This is a genomic window from Saccharibacillus sp. CPCC 101409 (genome assembly GCF_030518235.1).
GTDB lineage: Bacteria > Bacillota > Bacilli > Paenibacillales > Paenibacillaceae > Saccharibacillus.
Map to the genome: position 1 here is coordinate 307,571 of NZ_JAULSA010000003.1, position 20,006 is coordinate 327,576.

Here is a 20,006-nt window from a genome sequence, read left to right on the forward strand (position 1 = left end):
GTCGGGGATATTACGGGGCCGCCGGTCTCAAAAAGCGGAAGGAGGATGCCGGAATGACGCAGGATATCGGAGTCGTATTATTCGAGAAAATGGTCGGGGGCGAGCTGCGGCAGATCGAAGAGCGCTCCTGGAGCATGAATATGGTGGCGGCGCTGGAACACGCGAACTACCTGGTCGTGCAGGGCCGGGAATACGAAGCGGTCGAAGGGCGCCTGAACGTGGACACGGGCAAGCTGGAGCTGCTGCTCGTGCCGATGCACGGCTGAGCCGGACGCCCGCGCGCCCGGCCTACGAAGGAGGAATAAAGCGTGGATCATAGGGATCAAGGAGAAAAGGACAAAACGAACCGGCTTCATACCGAAAGCGAACCCGCATCCGCCGGGAGTCCGTCGTCCGAAGCAAAGCGGCCCGCTGCCGACGGACCGTCGTTCAGCCGGCCGGTCAAAGTGCTGTCGACGTCGCTGGGCCTCGCGCTGATCGCGAACGCGGCGTTTATCCCGGGCGGCGCGCTCGCTTCGGGAACGTCCGGCGGCTCCGGCTCGTCCGAGCCCAAGCTGACGGAGTGGTCGACCGACGAAGTGAAGCAGTACTACGACCCGAGCGTGGACTGGAGCCTGCCGATTACCGAGGAGCAGCTTCAGGAAGAAGAACAGACGACCGCGCCGGCTGCCGGCACAGGCGATTCAAGCGAGGCGACGGTCGTCAACAATTACTACGGCGGCTACGGTTCCGGCTTCGGCTGGGACGACATGCTGCTGTATCATTTTCTGTTCAACAACGCGGGCGTGTATTCGTCGCGCGGCTGGTACGACGGCCGCCGCGGCTATTACGCCGGCACGAGCACGCCGTACACGCCGCGCACCTACAGCAGCGGCAGCTTCCAGAACCGCCAGGTGACGGGATCGACGGTGCGTCCGAAAACGTCGACTTCGACCGGTAAAATTACGCGCCGCTCCACGTCCGCGGGCTCCGGCAGCGTCGGCGGCAAATCGAGCGGTCTCGGCTCGTCCGGCTCGAAATCGTCGGGTTCGAAATCCGGAGGCTTTTTCGGCGGATGAGCGGGGCGGACGTATTCGAGATCGTCGGCAGTCCGTCGCCCGGCCGCGAAGCGCTTGTGGAGGAGCTGCGCGGGCTGGGCTTCGCCTGGGCCGACTACGAAGAAGAGCGGTACTGGATCGACCAGGCCGCCGCGATGGACGCGGCCGTGTACGAAGAGCTTGAACAGGCGTCGCGCCGGCTGTGGAGCGTGTTCGACAAAGCGGTCCGCTACGTGCACCGCCGCCGCGACCTGTACGAGCTGATCGGCATCCCGCCGGTGCTGTGGAATATGCTCGACCAGATGCCCGTCGCGGACGAAGCGAAGATCAGCCGCTATGCGCGGTTCGACTTTGCCGTATCGGCAGTGAAAGCGGAGGGGGCCGCCGAATCCGAAGCGGAAGCCGCCGCGGAAGGCGCGGTTCAAGCGGAGAACGCCGAACCGGGCGTCTCCATCAAACTGCTTGAACTGAACGCCGATACCCCGACGGGCTATGTGGAAGCGTCGATCGCCACGCCGTGGATTTGCGGCCGGACCGGCCTGCGCAGCGTCAACGGCTCCATGCCGGAGCGCGTCCGCGCCGCCTGGGCGGCAGAGCAGCCCGACACGGCGGCGTGCATCGCTTACGGCGGGCATCTGGAGGATTCCGGCACGATCGAAGCGCTGGTCAAGCACAGCGGCCGCGAGATGCGCCTGGTCGACTGCCTCGATCTGTCGATCGACGATGGGCTGGTCAAAGACGGCGAAGGATCGCCGATCGGCCGCATGTTCGCGCTGTATCCCAAAGAATGGATGTCGGTCGACGACGGCGGCGAAGCGCTGGCTTACGCGGTCGAGAGCGGGCAGCTCAAGCTGTTCAATCCCCCGCACGCGATCCTGCTGCAGTCCAAAGGCATGATGGCCGTCGTCTGGGGATTGTACGAACTGGGCATGCTGTACGGCGAAGAAGAACGCGAAGCCATCGCCCGCTACATGTTGCCTACATACAACAAACCGGTGTTCTCCGGCGATTACGTGTCCAAGTCCATGTTCGGCCGCGAAGGCGGCTCGGTGCGCATGTACGGCCGCGGCGGCGAACTGGAACTTCAGGACGAGGAAGGCTACGACACGAGCGATCTGTTTCCGGTCGTGTATCAGAAAAGAGCGGATCTGCCGCATGTCGAGACCTGCGAAGGCGAGCTGCATCTGCTTACCGGCATGTTTGTGATCGACGGCGTTCCGTGCGGACTGCTGGGCCGCGCCGGCGGACTCATCACCGGCAATGCCAGCCATTTTATCGCGTTGGGAGTGAAATGAATGCGGCAACTATTCGAAGTTTCCGCCAGGCGGCCGGGCCGGCTTCCGGTTCTGGCGGCCGTTCTGCTGCTGACGCTGCTGCTCGGCGCCTGCTCGAACGGCTCGGTGCTGAGCACGAACGCCGACGACGGGCCGGGGACCAATACCGTGCCCTGGGATTACCGGATTCAAGCAGGGGAGGTGGGCGATCTGGTCGGCAGCGATATGACCCTTCTGCCGGACAACGAGCTGCTGCCGAACGACGCCAACTACGCGACCGGACAGAAAGTCTGGACGCTGCAATCCATGAGCGCCGCGCTTACGACGGACGACCAGGGACGCAACGACGTGCAGCTGTCCGGCTGGACGACGCTCAAGTCGTATCCGGACGAAGCGGCGGCGCAGGCCGATCTGGAGAATCTGAAAGTGTCGGTCACGACGGATGTCGACGTGGTCGGCGTGTACCGGACAGCGTACAACGGCGAGACGCGCAGCTTTGCCGTGGTGGAACTGCCGTCGGGCAACCGCATCAAGCAGCCGGTGGACGACGCGCGCTACGGCAAATTGAAGGACGCCAAAACGGCTTCCGTCGTGCTGGAGGAAGTGCATGACTTTGCCGATTACGATCTGGCATATGCGAAATTTCGGGGGTGGGCGAATTGATGGCGGAATTGGGATTCGACGGAACGACTTTTCTTAACCTGGCGATCAGTCTGGTTGCGATCATCGTGCTGCAAATCGTGGGCATGCTGATCTTCTTCCTGAAGACGCCGTTCAACGACATGGACGAGCTGAAGAAAGGCAACGTCGCCGTGGGACTTGCGCTCGGCGGCAAATTTATCGCGACCGGCATCATTCTCGGCATCTCGGCGTACACCAACACGTCGATCTGGTTTATGGCGATCTGGTTCCTGATTGGACAGGTGTGCCTCGTGATCGTGTACTGGGTGTTCGATCTGGTCACGCCGAAGTTCAAAGTCGCCGAGCAGTTGGAAAAAGGCAACGTGGCTGTCGGACTGCTGCTGTGCGCGGTGTTTATCGGCACGGCGATCTCCATCAGCAGTCTGATTATCTGAGTTCCGCAGGAAAAAGGCCGCGCCCGCTAACTTAGCGGGCGCGGCCTTATCGAGCTGAGCGGAGAAATCGCGCAGGGCGCGGCGCCTGGGAGCTTGGCCGCCTGCGAAGCGAAGCGGCCCGGCAGCCGAGCCGCCGGCCTACGCGCCGCCGCCGCGAATGACGCGCACGTCGGCCGGCGGGATGTCTTCGCCTTCGTACAGCATAAAGCGTCCGTCCATCCATTCGATGCGCAGCAGCTTCATATTGTCGGACTGGTACTGCCAGACGGACTGGTCGCCGCCCTGCATAAACGGCGTGCGTCCGGTCGTTTCCACGTGACCGTTGTACTGTTCTTCGAGATGGTACACGGTGCCGTCGAGCTCCATCGTCGAAGGCACTTCGTCGATCGAATCGAGCCTGCCGTCGATCGGCCGGTACAGGCCGTAGACGTTCTCTTCGCGTTCTTCGACGACGAGATACGACAGATTGGCGCCGTCGCGCAGCGTAAGCACGACCGCTCTGCGGCGCGCGTTCCGGGTCCGGCCGGTCACTTCGTACGTGACGAGCGAGACTTCGCAGATATCGCCGGGGCCGATATCGAGAATGCCGCGCTCGGCAAGCGGAGCTTCCGGTTTGGCGAAGATATTGCGGATGCGTTTGAACATGGACATGGATCAGACCTCCAGGCTGGAATAGTAACTTGTCAACGCTAAAGGTAAGGTTACGCCCGCCTGAAATGCACCTGGAGCGTGTGCATTTCAGGCGAACGTAAACCTCCGATTAAGAGTTGACAAGGTAATAGGCTTGATTATTTTTGCGGTAAAGGTTGTACGCAGTATCGATGCGCCGCGTTTCGGATTGTTTATATCCTAGACGATCCGCGGCGCAATTCCAAGCGAGGAGGAGCAGGTTTGCATTTCTTTATCCGGCTGTCGACGAGACTTATGCATCTGCGCAAATCGCATATCGGCCTGATTATTCTCGGTTTCGTTCTGTTCAGCGCCACGGTCGCCTACGCGATCGAGCCCGCCACGTTCGGCGGCTGGTTCAACGCGTTCTACTGGGTGCTGACGACGATGGCCACGGTGGGCTACGGCGACTATTTCGCCACTTCGCCCGCAGGCAAAGTTTTTACGATTTTTTTGTATATCTTCGGCATCGGGCTGCTCAGTCTGGTCATCGGCAAAGTGATCGATACCATCGCGGACGTGCAGCGCCAGAGAGGGGCGGGAACGTTGGCTTTTGAAGGAAAAGAACATGTCATTATCGTCAACTGGGGCAAAAAAGCGCAGTCGGCCGTCGAAGAAATCCTGAACCATGCGCCGAAAACGCAGATCGTGCTGATCGACGAAAGCAATCGCCATCCGCTGGAGCAGCTGGAACAGGTGCATTTTATCAGCGGCGATCCGGCTTCCGACGCCGTGCTGCGCAAAGCGAACATCGAAGCGTGCCGGGCGGCGATCGTTTTCGCGGACGAACGTATTACGGAAGCGGCGCTGATCGACGGCAAATCGCTGCTGGTCGTGTCCAGCATCGAACGGCTCGCGCCGCAGGTGCATACGACCGTCGAGATCACGATGGAGAATCATGTGCAGAATTTCCGCCATGCGCAGGTGAACGAGTTCATCCTGTCGCACGACGCCATCTCGCGCCTGGCCGTGCGCGCCGCGCTGCACGAAGGCAGCTCCGACGTCATCACGCAGCTGCTCAAGCGCGAGAACGGAAGCGATATCTACGAAATACCGGCGAATGCCGCCTGGCGAACGTACGGCGACGCGTTCCGCGCGCTGCTGGAGCTCGGCGCGACCCTGATCGCCGACCGCGAAGACCTCGGCATCAACCGCAAACTGAACGCGCCGATCCCGGCGGAAGCCCGGCTGTACGTAGTGTCGGACGCGGAGACGTATCGGAGGATTATCGGAGAAGAGCGGCCCCGCCGATAACGGCGAAGCGACGGCCCGACCGCGTAAACGTGCAAAAACGAAGCAAAAGGAGGCCGACCATGCAAATCAAACTCGGAATCATCGGGACCGAAGCGTTTGTGGAGCGGGTGCTGCGGGTGCTGCGTTCGTTTCCGACCTTCCGGCCCGTGGCGCGGGTGGCGGAAGAGGAAGGCGAAGCGGTGGCGGCGGCCGCGGAACTGGGCGCGGAAGCCGAGGCGCTGCTGCTGTCCGGCGCGCCCGCCCACCGGGAAGTGAAGCTGAACGCGGCGACGAACGTGCCGGTCTTCTACGTTCCGCTGAACGGAGCCGGACTGTACCGGGCGCTGTTCAAAGCTTTTGCCGGAGGACGCCTGAACGAAGGAATCTCGGTCGATTCGCTGACGCGGGCGATGGTGGCGCGCACGCTGGCGGACCTCAGGTTGGAAGGGACGGACGTTTGCGTTTACGAAGGCCCGTCTTACGCTTCGGCCGACAGCCTGGCGGAATTCCATCGGAACATGGCCGAATCCGGGCGCTGCGGCCTGGCGTTTACCGGCGTCGAACGCACGGCGCAGCGTTTGGAAGCGCTGTCGATTCCAAGCGAACTGCTTCAACCGTCGGACCAGGATATCATCGTGATTCTGGAACGGGCGCTGCTTGCGACTGAGTCGCGGCGGAACAAGGAAGCGCAGATCGTGGTCGGCATCGTCAACGTGGACGACTTCGGCCGGCTCGCGATGAACCGGGCCAGCGAACACGACGTGCAGAAGTTGAAGCTGGAGATCCACCGTATGCTGCTGCAGTACGTGGAGCAGCTCGACGGACATCTGACTGCGCTGGGCGGCGACGAATATTTATTTTTTACAACGCGGGGCATCTTCGAACGGGAGACCGGCGGCTACAAGACGATTCCGCTCGCCAAAGACGCTTACCAGTCCTACGGGCTGTCGCTGAGCCTGGGCATCGGGTTCGGGCTGTCGGCCAACGATGCGGGAACCAACGCCAGAAGCGCGCTGCGCAAAGCCAAAGAAGCGGGCGGGGACGCCTGCTTTATTATCCGCGAAGACGCGACCCTGATCGGGCCGCTGGAGATGGCCGATCCGGTGCGCGCCATCCTTGCGCCCATCGACGCGGAGCTGATCCGGCAGGCCGGGGAAGCCGGCATGACCGGCGCGTATCTCGGCAAACTGCTGCATCATATGGCCCGCTTCGAGAAATACGAATACGAGGTGCACGAACTGGCGTCGCTGCTGAATATTACGGTGCGCAGCGCGCATCGTCTGCTGATTCAGTGGATGGACGGGGGACTGGTCGAGATCGCGGGTTACGAGAAAATGCCGCGCGGCCGTCCGAGACAGATTTACCGGTTCGTTTTCCTGATGGACCGGTCGCTGTAAACGCGCGGAAGCGCGGAGGGCTGCCGATTTAAAGACGATTTAACGTCCTGTCTTTATATCCCGGACCGTCGTATGCTTGAAAAAAAGCTCAGACGGAAGGAGCGGTACGGCTTGAAAACGATCGAACAACTGGAAGAGGTGCTGGCGAAACCGACGGAGGCGCTGATTCGCGATCTGCGTTCGGTGCCCGGCGACCTGGTGCTGCTGGGCGCGGGCGGCAAGATGGGCCCCAGCCTGGCAAGGCTCGCCGCAAACGCGATTCGCGAAGGCGGACTGGATAAAAAGGTGATCGGCGTATCGCGCTTCTCCGACGCCGAGGCCCGCGCGGAGCTGGAAGCGGCCGGCGTGACCGCGATCTCCTGCGACCTGCTCGACGACGAAGCGCTGCGCGCGCTTCCGGACGCGGCGAACGTGATCTACATGGCGGGCAACAAATTCGGCACCAAAGGACGCGAGCATTTTACCTGGGCGATGAACACTTATTTGCCGGGGCGCGTGGCGGAAAAGTACAAAGATTCGCGCATCGTCGTGTTCTCGTCGGGCAATATCTATCCGTTCCGTCCGGTCGCAAGCGGCGGAGCGGACGAGCGGACCGCGCCCGAGCCGCTCGGCGAGTACGCGCAGTCCACGCTGGGGCGCGAGCGCATCTTCGAATACCATTCGCGCAAGAACGGCACCCCGATGGTCATGTACCGGCTGAATTACGCGATCGACATGCGCTACGGCGTGCTGCTCGAATTGGCGAAGGCGGTTCATGAAGGGCGGGAGATCGACCTGACCATGGGCTTTGCCAACGTCATCTGGCAGGGCGACGCCAATGCGATTGCGCTGCGCTGCCTGACCCGGTGCGAGAGTCCGCCGAACGTCGTGAACGTGACCGGCCCGGAGACGTTCTCGATCCGTTGGGCGGCGAACGCTTTTGCGGAGCGGCTGGGCAGGGAAGCGCGATTCGCCGGCGAAGAAGCGGAAACGGCGCTGCTGAACAACGCCTCCAAAGCGCACGCTCTGTTCGGCTATCCGGGCGTATCGCTGCTGCGGATGATCGACTGGACGGCGGAGTGGGTGGCCGGGGGCGGAGAAGTCTGGAACAAGCCGACGCATTTTCAGGAACGAAAGGGGAATTTCTGACCATGACGAACCGTGAATCCGCGCGGCGGCTGTCGCCCGAACAAAGCGCCGCGCTGCATGGCGGCCTGGTGATTCCCGCCCACCCGCTCGCCCTGGACGAGAACCGCCGGCTGGACGAGCAGAGCCAGCGCGCGCTGACCCGTTATTATCTCGCTTCGGGCGCGGGAGGAATCGCCGTAGGCGTACATTCTACCCAGTTCGAGATCCGCGAGCCGCGGCACGATCTGTTCGAAACGGTGCTGGCGCTGGCGTCCGAAGAAGTCGAACGCGCCGGGATCGGCAGGCCGTTTATCCGGGTGGCGGGAATCTGCGGCCCGCTTGGCCAGGCGCTGTCGGAAACGGAGACTGCGATCCGACTCGGCTACGACGCGGCGCTGCTCAGCATGGGCGGCCTCGGCGATCTGAGCGAAGAAGGACTGCTCGAACGCACGCGCCGGGTAGCGGAAAAGATGCCGGTAATCGGCTTTTACTTGCAGCCTTCGGTGGGCGGCCGCGCGTTCAGCTACGGGTTCTGGCGGCGCTTTGCGGATATTCCGAATGTGGTCGCGATCAAAATGGCCCCGTTCAACCGCTACCAGACGCTGGATGTGGTCCGCGCGGTCTGCCACTCGCCGCGCCGCGACGAGATTGCGCTCTACACCGGCAACGACGACAATATCGTGGCCGATCTGCTGACGACGTTCCGGTTCGAAACGGACGGCGGAACGGTCGAGAAAGAAGTGGTCGGAGGACTGCTAGGCCACTGGGCGGTCTGGACCCGCCGGGCGGTGGAACTGCTGGAGGAGATCAAAGCGGTGCGGAGCGGAAGCTCGCTCGACCGCGAATGGCTGACGAGAGCGGTTCAGGTTACCGATACGAACGCCGCTTTTTTCGATCCGGCGCACGGCTTTGCCGGCTGCATCCCGGGCATTCACGAAGTGCTGGTCCGGCAGGGGCTGATGCAAGGAACCTGGTGTTTGAATCCCGAGGAGATGCTGTCGCCCGGCCAGAGCGAAGAGATCGACCGGGTTTACGCGCAGTACCCGCGGCTGAACGACGACGAGTTTGTCGCGGCGGGCCTGGCGGAGTGGAGAGCGTAAAGCCGAATCGGCCCGCAGACCGGAAAAGCCGGGCAGGCGGGCAATCGGACAGCGCGGCAATCGACGTCGAGCATGCAAGGAGGAGCGGCTGTGCGGCTGGAAACTTTTGAAGAAAAGCATCTGCAAGAAGCGGAAGCGCTGTGGAACGAAGCATGGGGAGCGGTATTTCCCATGCGGGAGCGGCTGCTGCGGCAGAATACGGTCGAAGACGTCCGGCTGCTGCGCGCCGGCTCATGGATCGCGCGCGAGACGCCGGCCGGGCCGGCCGCGGGGTTGGTAACGGCCAAGTTTCCGCGGCCGGGCGACGAGCTGCGCTTCGGACTGCGGCCGGATACCGGCTGGATTCAGGCGCTCGTCGTCTCCCCGGCCGGCCGGGGCCGGGGGATCGGCAGCCTGCTGCTGAGCCGGGCCGAAGAGGCGCTGCGGCAGGCCGGAGCCCGGCGGATCGTGCTGGGCGGCGATCTGCACCGCCGGATGTTCCCCGGCGTTCCGGCGGAATCGACCGCTGCGCGCGCCTGGCTGGAGCGCAGGGGCTATACGCATCGCGAAGATGCGTTCGATCTGGTGAATCATTACGGGGCGGCGGAGGCGGCGGGAGCCGAACGCGCCAAGGAAGCGTCGGGGGCGCAAGGAGCGATAGGAGCGGGAGAAGCCGAAGAGGCGATAGAAGCGGTAGAAGCGGTGGAAGCGACAGGAGCGGGAAAAGCGGTAAAAGCGGGAAAAACGGGAGAAGCAGGCAAAGCGGTGTTCCGCGCCGCCCGGCCCGGGGACCGGGAAGCGCTGACCGCGTTTATGGCGCGCTGCTTTCCGGGCGGCTGGGATCTTCAGCAGCGCGACTACTGGAACAGCGGCGGGACGGGCCGCGAGTACATGCTGCTTGAGCTGGAAGGCCGGCTGGCCGGCTTCTGCCGGATGAACACGCAGCGCTCGCCGCTGCTGGCCCAGAACGTCTACTGGGCGCCGCTGTTCGAAGGCGAACTGGGCGGGATCGGCCCGCTCGGCATCGATCCGGCCTGCCGCGGAGGCGGCTACGGCCTGGCGATCGTGCAGGCGGCCGACCGCGCGCTGCGCCTGGCGGGGATGCGGCATATCGTGATCGACACGACGCCGTTCGTCGAATTCTACGGCAAACTCGGCTATACGCCGTGGAAACGCTACGCGAAGTACGATAAGACGCTGGAGCCGCTTAGCGGCGAATGCGCTTCGGCCGAAGTTTAGAAACCCCGCCAACAGGACCCCGGCCAACAGGACCCCGGCCAACAGGAACCGGGCCAACAGGACCCCGGCCAATAGGAACCCGGACAACAGGGGCCAGGCCAACAGAGGCCGGGCCAATCAGAATCACGCCAACCGCAAGAACCTTCCTCTTCCGCTGCGGCGGAGAATGAAGGTTCTTTTTGCGATGCGCGGTAATATCGGGCGGCCGATCCGCGTTCATCCAAGCCGATCAAGCACTTGGCAGGCCAATTGATCGGGTTCAAGCACCCGTGCGAAAGAAATGATGCAAATCGGCATCAAATTCGGCCGATTAAGCGGCCAAACGAAGGGAATGATGCAGATCCGCATCATTTCCGGCCTCCAAAGACCAAATTGTTTTGCAAAGGGCCTGATCGGACAAAAATTGCTGCGCATACGCATCAATGCCCGCCTTTTTAGTTCCAAACCGCCGGAATTGCTGCGTATCCGCAGCAATCGTGCTCGCGCCTCTCCACTCAACTCAATTCAACTCAACTCAACGATGATGCCTGCGGAACTCGCTCGGCGTGATGCCGGTGAAGCGTTTGAACACGCGGTTGAACGAAGCGACGGTGTAGTAGCCGACCAGGGCGGCGATTTCCTGGATCTTCAGGTCGGTTTCGCGCAGCATCTCCGTCGCTTTGTGCATGCGGACGGACAGGATGTATTCGCTGAAATTGGTGCCGGTCTTCTCCTTGTAATAGGTGGAGAGATACGGCCCGGTGATGCCCAGCTTGCCCGCGATCATATCGAGCGACAGGTCGTCGCCGTAGTGCTCCTCGACGTAGTCCGTCACGAACTTGATGATGATGTCCGTCTCGGATTTCTTATCGCGGATCGCCGAAGCGGAGCGGGACAGCAGGCCGTGGAAGAACGCTTTGTACTGGTCCAGCGTATGGCAAGATTTGAGCAGGTCGTACGGCGAACCGCCTTCCGCCAGCGTATTAAGCGGCAGATTGCGCGCGTACATGATCTTGACCGTGCGGTTGACGACGTCTTTGGCGAAGTCCTGGAACTGCTGGGCGAGCGCGCCCGCGCGTTCCAGATCGTCGAGCAGCCGGTCCACCAGCGGAACGGTAATCTCGTCGCAGCCCGACTGCAAATTGGCGATCAGCTCCTGTTCTTCGGCCGACGAAGGAATCATCAGCGAAGGCTGCGGCACCCACTCGCCGATCACCTGCACGTCTTCGCCCAGCCTGCGCTGCTTGATCAGGTCCAGCACATCCTGGTACGTCTCGGCGAAATCGGCGGAGCGGTAGCGCGCCGGGCTGATCGCCAGCGTGAAGTTGCAGTACGGGATATCGGTGGCGAGCAGGCCGACCAGTTGGTCCAGATTGTCCGGCTGCCGCGCCGCTCCTTCTTCTTTGACGAACAGAATGGACAGAATCTGGTCCTGCTCCAGCTGGAACGTCAGCGAGTTGTCGTAGACGCTCGAGAAATGGGCGCCGATCAATTCCTTGTACATATTGAAAGCCCGCTGCGGCGCGTTGGCGATCTCCCGGGCGAACCGCTCCTTGAATTCGATCTGCGACAGGACGAGTCGGTACGGCCCGTCCGTATCGATCGGGGTGGGCAGCAGCTCGCCGCCCCCGTTGATCTTCTTGAGCCGCGACATATAAGCGAACTGCTGGAGCAGGTTGTTTTTGGCGAGCAGGTCTTTGCGGTACTCTTCTTTGGAACTCGACAGATCGCTCAGCGCGCTGCGCAGCAGATTGAATTCCTTGATCCGGCTGCCTTCGCCCACCGGGACGCCGACCGCGCTCAGCGACTGCGCCGAACGGATCATGGCCGCCAGCGGATTGTGGAAGCGTCTGGAGAACCAGTAGGATACGGCCAGTCCGATCAGGAGGGACAAGACCAGCAGCGTGCCCATCACCGCGTTCAGCCGGTCCATCTGGCGGGCGAGTCCGCGGTCGGACACGGCTTCGAAATAAGTGAAACCCGTCTCCGCGCCCGTCCGGTAGAAATAGTAACCGTCGCCGACGCGCACATAACCGGTTCCTTTTTGCTCAAGCGCGGTTCGGTCGGGGACGAAGCCTTCGGAATCTGAGGACAGAAACAGCAGTTCCCCCTGCCCGCCGACGATAAAAAAGTGGCTGTCCGGCTTGTTCTGGTGGAACGCTTCGTAAATCCTGCTGCCGTCCAGCAGGGCGATAAACGCAAAGCCGTGATCGTAGGCGTTCTTGACCATAACCGGGATAAACGTGCCGAGCGCCTGCTGCTGGAACGCCGCGTCCGAACGGAACGAAGCCGCCGGATACACGCGGAAACTTTCTTCGCTCTCCATTTCCCCGTCCCAGAACTTCTGCGTGTAGCCGGACTGGACGTAGAATTTGTTAAACATCGTCGAAGCGTCGCGGGTGCCGTCGCGTTCGATCACGAAATTATCGTTTTTAAAATAGTAGATCAGGTTGTCCAGATACAGCAGCGTGTTGTTCAAGTTGAGGTGCAGCGAGCGCTGGGCGTCGACGACCACCTCGTAACGGCGCATCGGATTGCCGCGCTTCAGGATCTGCGTGTCGTTGTCGAACAGATAGCCGAGCATGAAATTGCGGATGAGCTTGATATGCTTTTCGTAATTGGCCGCCGTCGCTTCCAGGTTCAGGCTGCTGTTGAGGATGATCTCTTTCTTGATGTTGTCGCTAAAAAAGCTGTAAGCCGCCAGATTGAGCGACGTCAGCAGCACGATGACCGCGATGAAGCTGCTGAACAAAGTGTAGAAAAGAGACGTTTGATTTCGAGCCGCGCCGCGCCGTTTTTTTGTCGTCCAGTCCATACTCCGGTTTCCTTTCTTCGATCGTGATCGGGAACGCTGCACCTTTTAAGTATAAGCCGGTGTCAGTTTACCTCTCAATTCTCTTCGCTTCGAAAACTTATCTTTTTTCATGATTTTCGCCAACAACGGACAATGATTTAAATTTTAGAGAAGAAACAAAAAATAGCCTAATAGCGGCTCGCGGACCCGCTTGTTATGATTGCTCTCGAAACATGACAGGGAGGTGGGCAGCATGCTTTATCGCACGGCCGTGCTCGGCGCCGGCAATATCGCGCGGTTTCATCTGGAGGCCATGAAGTCGCTCCCGGATATCCGTGCCTGCGCGATTGCCGATGTGCAGAAGCGGCGAGCGGACAGACTGGCGGCGGAATACGGCCTTTCGTCTTATACCGATTACAAGGACATGATCGTTCGGGAAAAGCCGGATCTCGTCGTGGTGACTTTGCCTCATTACCTGCACGCGGAGGCGGCGAAGTTTGCGGCGGAGCGGGGCATCCATATCCTGCTCGAAAAGCCGATGGCGCTGAACGTCCGCGAATGCGACGGGATAATCGCGGCGGCAAAAGCGGGCGGCGTCCGGGTGATGGTGGGCCATACGCAGCATTACATGGCGGAGAATCTGGAGGCGAAGGCGTGGATCGACAGCGGCCGGCTCGGCCGGCTGGTGATGATCGGCGATACCCGGCATCAGCAGTACGATCTGCCGGGACGGCCGGACTGGTTCTTCGAACATTCCAAAGCCGGCGGCGGCATCCTGACCAATCTTGGCTCGCACTGCATCGACAAGATCCAGTGGCTGACCGGCGGTCGCATTACCCGGGTGAAAGCGGTGGTCGACTACACCCCGACGCGCGGCGACGTGGAAAGCGGGGGCTGCGCGCTGCTGGAAACGTCGGCGGGCGTCCCGGCTACGCTCGGGGTATCGGGACATCCCGGCGGCGTCGTGGACGAAACGGAGCTGCGCTTTACCGGCGGCAGCTTGAAGCTGCGGACCGGCAGCGGGCTGTGGATCGGCGAAGGCAAAGAGTACCGCAAGCTGCCGGTGCCTCCGCAGCCGGACCCGTTCGTCCGGCAGCTCGAAGATCTGCTCGGCGCGATCCGGGAAGACCGGGAGCCGGAATGCTCCATGGCGTATTCCCGCAGCGTGGTCGCGGCTGTGCAAAGCCTGTATCTGTCGAGCGAGCGAGGCGCGGAGATCGAAGTGGAACAGGCGGCCGGTTCGGAGGACGCTCGTCATGCGCGGCGGTAACGGGCGGGATTCGTCCGCCGGGGTCCTGCGCATCGGCATGATCGGACTCGACAATCCGAGAGTGCGGACGTTTGCCCGGCTGCTGAACGGCGGGGCGGCGCCGTATATGGCGCCGCCTGCGGCTGCGGCAAATCCGGGCGCCGCCGGCGCGGCCGCGCAAGCGGATCGAGGCGCGGTTACGGCGCCCGGCCCCGCTCCGGCTTTTGCCGGCGCGACCCTGACCGCGGCCTGGCCGGGCGAGCCTTCGCCCGATTTCCCGCTGAGCGCGGAGCGGCTGGACGGATTCGTCCGCGAGCTGCAAAGCGACTTCGGCGTGGCGATGCTCGATTCCATCGAAGCCGTGGCGAAGGAGTGCGACGCCTGGATGCTGGAGGCGGTCGACGGCCGGACCCGGCCGGAGCTGTTCGGGATCATGGCGGCCTACGGCAAGCCGATCTTCGTGGACAAGCCGTTCGCCCTGTCTTCGGGCGACGCGGAGCGGATGCGCCGCGCGGCCGCCCGGTACGGCGCGCCGTGGATGAGCGCTTCGTCGCTCAGGCACGCCGAAGCGCTGAGCGAAGCGATTCGCGCCGTGGCGGACGCGGAAGCCTCGCCTGCCGGCGGGCCGCGCTTTTCCTTGGCGGAGCCGCCCGCCGCCGGCGAATCTCAGCTTTCGCCGGAGCCGCAGGCCGCGCGCGCAGCGCGTTCCTCCGCCTTCGCGCGCAGCGCGGTCCGAGGCGCGGACCTGTACGGTCCGATGCCGATGCAGCCGACCCAGGCCGGCTACTTCTGGTACGGCATCCACACGGCGGAGATGCTGCTGCGGGCGCTGGGACCCGGCTGCGTCGAAGTCTTCGCGGCGCGGACGCAGGGCCACGACGTCTTGACCGGGATCTGGGCGGACGGCCGGATCGGCACGATCCGGGGCGGCCGCGCGGGCGGCGAAAGCTTCGGCGGCACGCTGCACGGGACGCGATTATCGCATTCGTTCGAAGTCCGGGCAAGCGACAAACCTTATCTGGAAAGCCAGCTCGAAGCCGTGATCGCTTTTCTGGCGGGCGGACCCGGCCCCGTCGATCCGCGCGAAACGCTGGAGATCGTGCGTTTCCTGGAAGCCGCGAACCGCAGCGCGGAAACGGGCGTCCGGGTGAAACTTCAAGGAAGCTCGACCAATACGGCTCAAGCGCCGGACAAGGAGGCCTGATTATGAGCGAATCGACGATCGATCCATCGCCTTCGGCACCGCCGGATATCGGTTCCGCGGCCGGGGCATCCGGGGCAGGGGCGTCCAAAGCGGCGCTGTTTCGAGTAAGATGGAACCGAAGCAAGTATCTGTTTCTGCTGTTTCTGCCGGCTTTGATCTACTATCTGATGTTCAAATACGTGCCCATGTTCGGCATCCTGATCTCGTTCAAGGATTACAATCCGTTTCAGGGCGTGTGGGACAGCCCGTGGGTCGGACTGAAGCACTATACTCTTTTTTTCGAAAGTCCCGATTCCATGAAGCTGGTCAAGAATACGATCGTGCTCGGCGCGTACAAGATTTTGTTCGGTTTTCCGGCTCCCGTCATCCTGGCGCTGCTGCTCAACGAAGTACGCATCGCGCTCGTCAAGCGGGTCGTGCAAACGATCAGCTACCTGCCGCATTTTATCTCGAACGTGGTGGTGGTCGGCATGATGGCGCTGTTCCTGTCTCCGACAGGCGGCATCGTCAATCAGGCAATCGGCTGGTTCGGGCACGATTCGATCAATTTTATGCAGAACGAGAACTACTTCCGGAGTCTCTACATCCTGTCGGAAATCTGGCAGCACATCGGCTGGGAAACGATTATCTATCTGGCCGCGCTGAGCGCCATCGACCCGCTGCTGTACGAGGCGGCGACGGTGGACGGAGCGAGCCGCTGGCACCAGCTCCGCCACGTGACGCTGCCCGGCATCGTGCCCGCGATCGTGACGCTGCTTATCCTCAATGTCGGCCATGTGCTGGATATCGGGTTTGAAAAAGTGCTGCTCATGCAGAATCCGTCCATCTACTCGACCGCGGACGTGCTCAGCACTTACGTGTACCGGACCGGCATTCAGGCGATGAATTACAGCTACGGCACGGCGATCGACCTGTTTGCGAGCCTGGTGAACCTGTTCTTTATTTTTACCGCCAACTGGATCAGCCGCCGCGTCAGCGGAACAAGCCTGTGGTGACGAACCGGGGAGGAGAAGCGATATGAAACCGAAATTCGGCGTCTTCGACGTCCTGCTGTACCTGGTGCTGGCCGGGCTGGCCGTCACCGCGCTGTATCCGTTCGTTTATATGCTCGCCGTCTCGCTCAGCGGCACGGTGCCGGTCCTCAAAGGACAGGTGTACTTATGGCCCAAAGAAATCAATCTGCGCACTTATGCGGTCGTATTCGAAAACGCGGCGATCGGGCGGGCTTACCTCAATACGATCCTGTATACGCTGCTCGGCACGTCGATTTCCCTTCTGATTACGGCCGCCGGCGCGTACGCGCTGTCCAAGCAAGACATGCTTCTTCGCCGGACGTTTATGATCCTGGTGATCGTGACGCTTTTTTTCAGCGGCGGCATGATCCCGACGTTCCTCGTCGTGCGCAGCTACCACCTGATCGATACGATCTGGGCGATGGTGCTGCCGGGCGCGGTCAGTACGTGGAACCTGCTCGTCATGCGGACCTTCTTCTCGGCGCTGCCGCAGGAGGTGGAGGAGTCCGGCAAGATCGACGGGCTGAACGATATCGGGATCTTTTTCCGGCTGGTGCTTCCGCTCTCCAAAGCGATTCTGGCCACTATCGGATTATTCTACGGCGTCGCGATCTGGAACAACTTCTTCTCGGCGCTGCTGTATCTGCGGGATGCGGATCTGTTTCCGCTCCAGGTCATCGTGCGCAACATGGTGCTTCAGGGCAACGCCAGCGCGAGCGGAGCGGCCGGGATCGGCGGGGACGGCATGATCGTCGACGAATCGCTCAAGTACGCCACCATTATCGTCACGACCGTTCCGATCCTGCTGGTGTACCCGTTCCTGCAAAAGTATTTCGCCAAAGGCGCGCTGATCGGATCGGTGAAAGGTTAACGGTTTGTCGGGCAGTACCCAATCGTCAATCACAGAAAGCGAGGGGCAAATATGCGCAAAAAGTTTACCGGCGTGTTATCCGTTGTCATGGGGTGCGGTCTGCTGCTGGGAGCGTGTTCGGACGGATCGTCCACGACGAAAAGCAATGAAGGCGGCTCCGCGGACGCGTCCGGAGAAACGCCGGGGCAAACGCTGACTTTTCTCGATTACAGCAACCCGAGCTGGCCGTACGACGCCAACTGGAAAGTGTGGGAATATATCAAGGAGAAAACGGGCGTGACGCTCGACGTGCAGGTGCCGGCCGGCAATCTGCTGGAAGACGCGCTGAGCCTGACGATCGCTTCCGGCGATATGCCCGACCTGATGTGGACGCAGCAAAAAGCGACTGCCGACAAATTCGGCCAGCAGGGCGCGCTTGTGAATATCCTCGATTATGTGGACGAAATGCCGAATTTCAAAGCGTGGATGGAGCAGCACCCGGTCGAAACGCAGAACGTGCTGTCCTACGACGGCAAAATGTACGTATTCCCGAACGAAGGGCTGGGCGAGTCGAACCGCCGGACCTGGATGTACCGCGAAGACGTCTTCAAGGAGCTGAACCTGGCGCCGCCGAAGAACTGGGACGAATTGTACGATACGCTCAAAAAGCTGAAAGCCGCTTACCCCGACAGTTATCCGCTGACGTTCCGGGGCGGGCTGCGCTACTTCCAGGATTTCGGCGCGGGCTTCGGCGTTCCGGCTCCGGTCGAAACGAACAAAGCCAGCTTCTATCCGGACGAAGCGACGGGCGAGTGGAAGTACGCGGCGGTGCAGGATGAGTACAAAGAAATGCTGATGTACTTCAACAAATTTTATAAAGAAGGGCTGATTCCGAAAGACTTCCTGACGATCGACACAAAGATGTGGCAGGATATCGTCTCGACGAACCGGGCGTTTATCACGCTCGATTATATCGGGCGGATCGACTTCTACAACTTCGCGCTGCGGCCGGACAATCCGGATTTCTCGATGAGCTTCATGGCGCCTCCGGCGGCGCTGGACGGACCGCAGAAGAACGTATTCACGGCCACGATGGAAGAAGGCTTTATGATCTCGTCGAAGTCGCCGAAGATCAAGGACATCGTCAAGTTTATCGACTACTTCTACTCGGAAGACGGCCGCAAGGCGGTAAGCTGGGGCAAAGAAGGCGAGACGTACCGGGGCGACGCTTTTATCGAGAAATACACGGACATCACCGATCTGCGCAAAAAGACGGGCTTGTCCACCGACGGCACGTACACCTGGTTCGATTTCGACTCGCATATCTCCGTGTCTTCGCCGGAGCTGCAGTCCGCTTACGAACAGGCGCCGCAGTACGACGGGGAGAAGCAGTCGCTGCCGGCGTTCGCGCCGGAAGAGCAGCAGGTGCTGAGCACCAAAGGCGATTCGCTGAACAGCCACCGCGACGAGAACTTCGCCAAGTTCATTATCGGCACTCGCAGCTTCGACGAGTGGGACCAGTTCGTCGAAGAGCAGAAGAAGCTGGGCTACGAAGAAATCCTGGATATCTACAAGAAAGCGTCCGAACGCGCCAAAGCGGCCGTGAAATAACAGGGCGCCGGGCCGGTCCCGTGGCCGGACGGAACAAGCTGTCCGGACCTGTACGGGTATATCCGGGCCTCTGCGGGTATGTCCGGGCCAAACGCAAACCGCGCGCGCCGATTACGTATCGGTGCGCGCGGTTTGCTTGATTTTGCCGGCTTTGTCTTGTTGATCCGCGTCTCAGGCTTTGCTGTGCAGAGTCACCAGATAGCCGTCCGGGTCGGCGAACGTAAACGTGCGTCCGAACGGTCCGTCTATGGGCGCGGAAGCGATCTCTACGCCCACCGCGGCGAGCTTGTCGTGAATTTCCTGCGCATCGGGGGCGTGCAGCCACAGCGCCACGCCGAGTCCGGGCCGGGCGCCCGGCCCGAGTTCGACGCCCGGCAGCAGGTCGCGAAGAGCGAACGTGATCGGCTTTGTGTCGAAAACGACGGCATGAGGCGGTCCCGCCTGCGAACGGACGAGTCCGAGATGGCTTTGATAAAATTCGGCGGAGCGTTCGAGATTGCTGACTTGAAGCGAGATAAAGTCCGGGCCGATTGCCGGCATAGGGTTGTCCTCCTTGTAGGTGCGGTTGATTGGATTGCAAATTCATTTTCTATAGTTCAAGTGTACAATCCCTCTCCTGCCAGCAGTATGTCAGTAGCGCTCCGTCTTTTTTTCGGAAGCTTTTTTTCGATATATTTTTATAAAAGCCGGCAGTGCGCAATTTCCGCTACGCTTCTTCCCCGAACCCTTCCACCACCAGCTTCCCGATCATGCTGCCGGTCTCGATACGGCGGTGCGCTTCGCGCAGATTGGTCGCGTTGAACGGCGACAGGCGTTCGGTCAGCGTCGTGACGGTTTGGCCGTCGTCCACCAGATCGGCGGTCGCGTTCAGCAGTTCGTGCTGGCGGATCACGTCCGGCGTTCCGAACAGGAGACGGGTAAACATCAGCTCCCAGGCGAACGTGCCGCTTTTGTCTTTGAGCTTGAGCAGATCGACCGGCTGGGCGGTCTCTACAGCGGTTCAACGAATTCCGCCGCATCTGCCCGACCATCACCCGGCGAATGCTGACTTTGCAGCTGCGCGAGCTGGAAAAAGACGGCATTGTGCACCGCGAAGTCTACCAGCAAATCCCGCCCAAAGTCGAATATTCGCTGACCGACTTCGGCCGCGCGCTGGAACCAATTATGGGTTTAAAATACAATTAACTTGTTTAAT

19 protein-coding genes and 1 pseudogene are annotated in these 20,006 nt (G+C 61.5%); 16 read left to right on the plus strand and 4 right to left on the minus strand.

Annotation, left to right across the window (positions count from 1 at the left end; all coding sequences use genetic code 11):
• The first annotated feature begins 53 nt into the window (after positions 1-53).
• From QWJ34_RS09275 to QWJ34_RS09295, 5 genes are read left to right on the plus strand one after another with little or no spacing between them, the layout of a single operon-like run.
• Positions 54-266 carry a hypothetical protein gene (locus QWJ34_RS09275; protein WP_302727187.1) on the plus strand — a complete coding sequence of 71 codons (213 nt, stop codon included), beginning with the start codon at positions 54-56 and terminating at the stop codon, positions 264-266.
• Positions 267-308: 42 nt separating this feature from the next.
• Positions 309-1,058, plus strand: a complete 750-nt coding sequence (locus QWJ34_RS09280) for a hypothetical protein (RefSeq protein ID WP_368046418.1) — start codon at positions 309-311, stop codon at positions 1,056-1,058.
• A complete protein-coding gene (locus QWJ34_RS09285) occupies positions 1,055-2,332 on the plus strand; it encodes a glutathionylspermidine synthase family protein (RefSeq protein WP_302727189.1) in 1,278 nt (425 codons plus the stop codon). Before QWJ34_RS09280 ends, QWJ34_RS09285 begins: the two co-directional genes overlap by 4 nt.
• A complete protein-coding gene (locus tag QWJ34_RS09290; protein WP_302727190.1) occupies positions 2,333-2,974 on the plus strand; it encodes a signal peptide protein in 642 nt (213 codons plus the stop codon).
• Positions 2,974-3,387: a DUF350 domain-containing protein gene (locus QWJ34_RS09295; RefSeq protein WP_302727192.1), complete on the plus strand. Its 414-nt coding sequence runs from the start codon at positions 2,974-2,976 to the stop codon at positions 3,385-3,387. The genes QWJ34_RS09290 and QWJ34_RS09295 overlap by 1 nt, the downstream gene beginning before the upstream one ends.
• Positions 3,388-3,525: 138 nt before the next feature.
• On the opposite strand, the gene QWJ34_RS09300 is transcribed toward QWJ34_RS09295, so the two are convergent.
• Entirely contained in the window at positions 3,526-4,038 is a 513-nt protein-coding gene (locus tag QWJ34_RS09300; RefSeq protein ID WP_302727194.1) for a DUF4178 domain-containing protein, read from the minus strand.
• Positions 4,039-4,278: 240 nt separating this feature from the next.
• On the opposite strand from QWJ34_RS09300, the gene QWJ34_RS09305 reads away from it, so the two are divergent.
• The 5 genes from QWJ34_RS09305 to QWJ34_RS09325 all read left to right on the plus strand — a co-directional run bounded on the left by QWJ34_RS09305 (position 4,279) and on the right by QWJ34_RS09325 (position 10,111).
• Positions 4,279-5,310 (plus strand): potassium channel family protein, encoded by a 1,032-nt coding sequence (locus QWJ34_RS09305; protein WP_302727196.1) that lies wholly within the window; start codon positions 4,279-4,281, stop codon positions 5,308-5,310.
• A gap of 59 nt (positions 5,311-5,369) precedes the next feature.
• On the plus strand, positions 5,370-6,686 hold the full coding sequence (locus QWJ34_RS09310) for a hypothetical protein (protein ID WP_302727198.1): 1,317 nt from the start codon (positions 5,370-5,372) through the stop codon (positions 6,684-6,686).
• A 111-nt stretch (positions 6,687-6,797) separates the two neighbouring features.
• Positions 6,798-7,814, plus strand: a complete 1,017-nt coding sequence (locus tag QWJ34_RS09315) for an NAD-dependent epimerase/dehydratase family protein (protein ID WP_302727199.1) — start codon at positions 6,798-6,800, stop codon at positions 7,812-7,814.
• 2 nt (positions 7,815-7,816) lie between these two features.
• Positions 7,817-8,893 (plus strand): dihydrodipicolinate synthase family protein, encoded by a 1,077-nt coding sequence (locus QWJ34_RS09320; RefSeq protein WP_302727201.1) that lies wholly within the window; start codon positions 7,817-7,819, stop codon positions 8,891-8,893.
• A gap of 90 nt (positions 8,894-8,983) precedes the next feature.
• Positions 8,984-10,111, plus strand: coding sequence for a GNAT family N-acetyltransferase (locus QWJ34_RS09325; RefSeq protein WP_302727202.1), 1,128 nt, complete (start codon positions 8,984-8,986; stop codon positions 10,109-10,111).
• 514 nt (positions 10,112-10,625) lie between these two features.
• On the opposite strand, the gene QWJ34_RS09330 is transcribed toward QWJ34_RS09325, so the two are convergent.
• Positions 10,626-12,905 (minus strand): AraC family transcriptional regulator, encoded by a 2,280-nt coding sequence (locus tag QWJ34_RS09330; RefSeq protein WP_302727203.1) that lies wholly within the window; start codon positions 12,903-12,905, stop codon positions 10,626-10,628.
• Between the two features lie 232 nt (positions 12,906-13,137).
• Between QWJ34_RS09330 and QWJ34_RS09335 the strand changes: the two genes are divergently transcribed.
• The 5 genes from QWJ34_RS09335 to QWJ34_RS09355 are packed head-to-tail and all read left to right on the plus strand — an operon-like array spanning position 13,138 to position 18,811.
• Positions 13,138-14,154: a Gfo/Idh/MocA family protein gene (locus QWJ34_RS09335; protein ID WP_302727205.1), complete on the plus strand. Its 1,017-nt coding sequence runs from the start codon at positions 13,138-13,140 to the stop codon at positions 14,152-14,154.
• Positions 14,141-15,337, plus strand: a complete 1,197-nt coding sequence (locus QWJ34_RS09340; protein ID WP_302727207.1) for a Gfo/Idh/MocA family oxidoreductase — start codon at positions 14,141-14,143, stop codon at positions 15,335-15,337. Before QWJ34_RS09335 ends, QWJ34_RS09340 begins: the two co-directional genes overlap by 14 nt.
• A 2-nt stretch (positions 15,338-15,339) precedes the next feature.
• Positions 15,340-16,332 (plus strand): ABC transporter permease, encoded by a 993-nt coding sequence (locus tag QWJ34_RS09345; RefSeq protein ID WP_302727208.1) that lies wholly within the window; start codon positions 15,340-15,342, stop codon positions 16,330-16,332.
• A gap of 22 nt (positions 16,333-16,354) precedes the next feature.
• Positions 16,355-17,221 (plus strand): carbohydrate ABC transporter permease, encoded by an 867-nt coding sequence (locus QWJ34_RS09350; RefSeq protein WP_302727210.1) that lies wholly within the window; start codon positions 16,355-16,357, stop codon positions 17,219-17,221.
• A 51-nt stretch (positions 17,222-17,272) separates the two neighbouring features.
• A complete protein-coding gene (locus tag QWJ34_RS09355; protein WP_302727211.1) occupies positions 17,273-18,811 on the plus strand; it encodes an extracellular solute-binding protein in 1,539 nt (512 codons plus the stop codon).
• Positions 18,812-18,982: 171 nt separating this feature from the next.
• Here the strand turns inward: QWJ34_RS09355 and QWJ34_RS09360 are convergent, their stop codons facing one another.
• Entirely contained in the window at positions 18,983-19,351 is a 369-nt protein-coding gene (locus QWJ34_RS09360) for a VOC family protein (protein ID WP_302727212.1), read from the minus strand.
• Positions 19,352-19,517: 166 nt separating this feature from the next.
• Positions 19,518-19,781, minus strand: a complete 264-nt coding sequence (locus QWJ34_RS09365) for a zinc-binding dehydrogenase (protein ID WP_302727502.1) — start codon at positions 19,779-19,781, stop codon at positions 19,518-19,520.
• A 23-nt stretch (positions 19,782-19,804) separates the two neighbouring features.
• Here QWJ34_RS09365 and QWJ34_RS09370 point away from each other — a divergent pair.
• Positions 19,805-19,978 (plus strand): annotated as a pseudogene (locus QWJ34_RS09370) (winged helix-turn-helix transcriptional regulator); the annotation flags it as partial.
• Positions 19,979-20,006 lie beyond the last annotated feature (28 nt).

What these genes read in the sequence shown, in the direction of transcription:
- QWJ34_RS09275 (WP_302727187.1), top strand. Translation starts at nt 54, where the DNA reads ATGACGCAGGATATCGGAGTCGTATTATTCGAGAAAATGGTCGGGGGC.
- QWJ34_RS09285 (WP_302727189.1), top strand. Translation starts at nt 1,055, where the DNA reads ATGAGCGGGGCGGACGTATTCGAGATCGTCGGCAGTCCGTCGCCCGGC.
- QWJ34_RS09290 (WP_302727190.1), top strand. Translation starts at nt 2,333, where the DNA reads ATGCGGCAACTATTCGAAGTTTCCGCCAGGCGGCCGGGCCGGCTTCCG.
- QWJ34_RS09295 (WP_302727192.1), top strand. Translation starts at nt 2,974, where the DNA reads ATGGCGGAATTGGGATTCGACGGAACGACTTTTCTTAACCTGGCGATC.
- QWJ34_RS09300 (WP_302727194.1), bottom strand. Translation starts at nt 4,038, where the DNA reads ATGTCCATGTTCAAACGCATCCGCAATATCTTCGCCAAACCGGAAGCT.
- QWJ34_RS09310 (WP_302727198.1), top strand. Translation starts at nt 5,370, where the DNA reads ATGCAAATCAAACTCGGAATCATCGGGACCGAAGCGTTTGTGGAGCGG.
- QWJ34_RS09320 (WP_302727201.1), top strand. Translation starts at nt 7,817, where the DNA reads ATGACGAACCGTGAATCCGCGCGGCGGCTGTCGCCCGAACAAAGCGCC.
- QWJ34_RS09330 (WP_302727203.1), bottom strand. Translation starts at nt 12,905, where the DNA reads ATGGACTGGACGACAAAAAAACGGCGCGGCGCGGCTCGAAATCAAACG.
- QWJ34_RS09335 (WP_302727205.1), top strand. Translation starts at nt 13,138, where the DNA reads ATGCTTTATCGCACGGCCGTGCTCGGCGCCGGCAATATCGCGCGGTTT.
- QWJ34_RS09340 (WP_302727207.1), top strand. Translation starts at nt 14,141, where the DNA reads ATGCGCGGCGGTAACGGGCGGGATTCGTCCGCCGGGGTCCTGCGCATC.
- QWJ34_RS09345 (WP_302727208.1), top strand. Translation starts at nt 15,340, where the DNA reads ATGAGCGAATCGACGATCGATCCATCGCCTTCGGCACCGCCGGATATC.
- QWJ34_RS09350 (WP_302727210.1), top strand. Translation starts at nt 16,355, where the DNA reads ATGAAACCGAAATTCGGCGTCTTCGACGTCCTGCTGTACCTGGTGCTG.
- QWJ34_RS09355 (WP_302727211.1), top strand. Translation starts at nt 17,273, where the DNA reads ATGCGCAAAAAGTTTACCGGCGTGTTATCCGTTGTCATGGGGTGCGGT.
- QWJ34_RS09360 (WP_302727212.1), bottom strand. Translation starts at nt 19,351, where the DNA reads ATGCCGGCAATCGGCCCGGACTTTATCTCGCTTCAAGTCAGCAATCTC.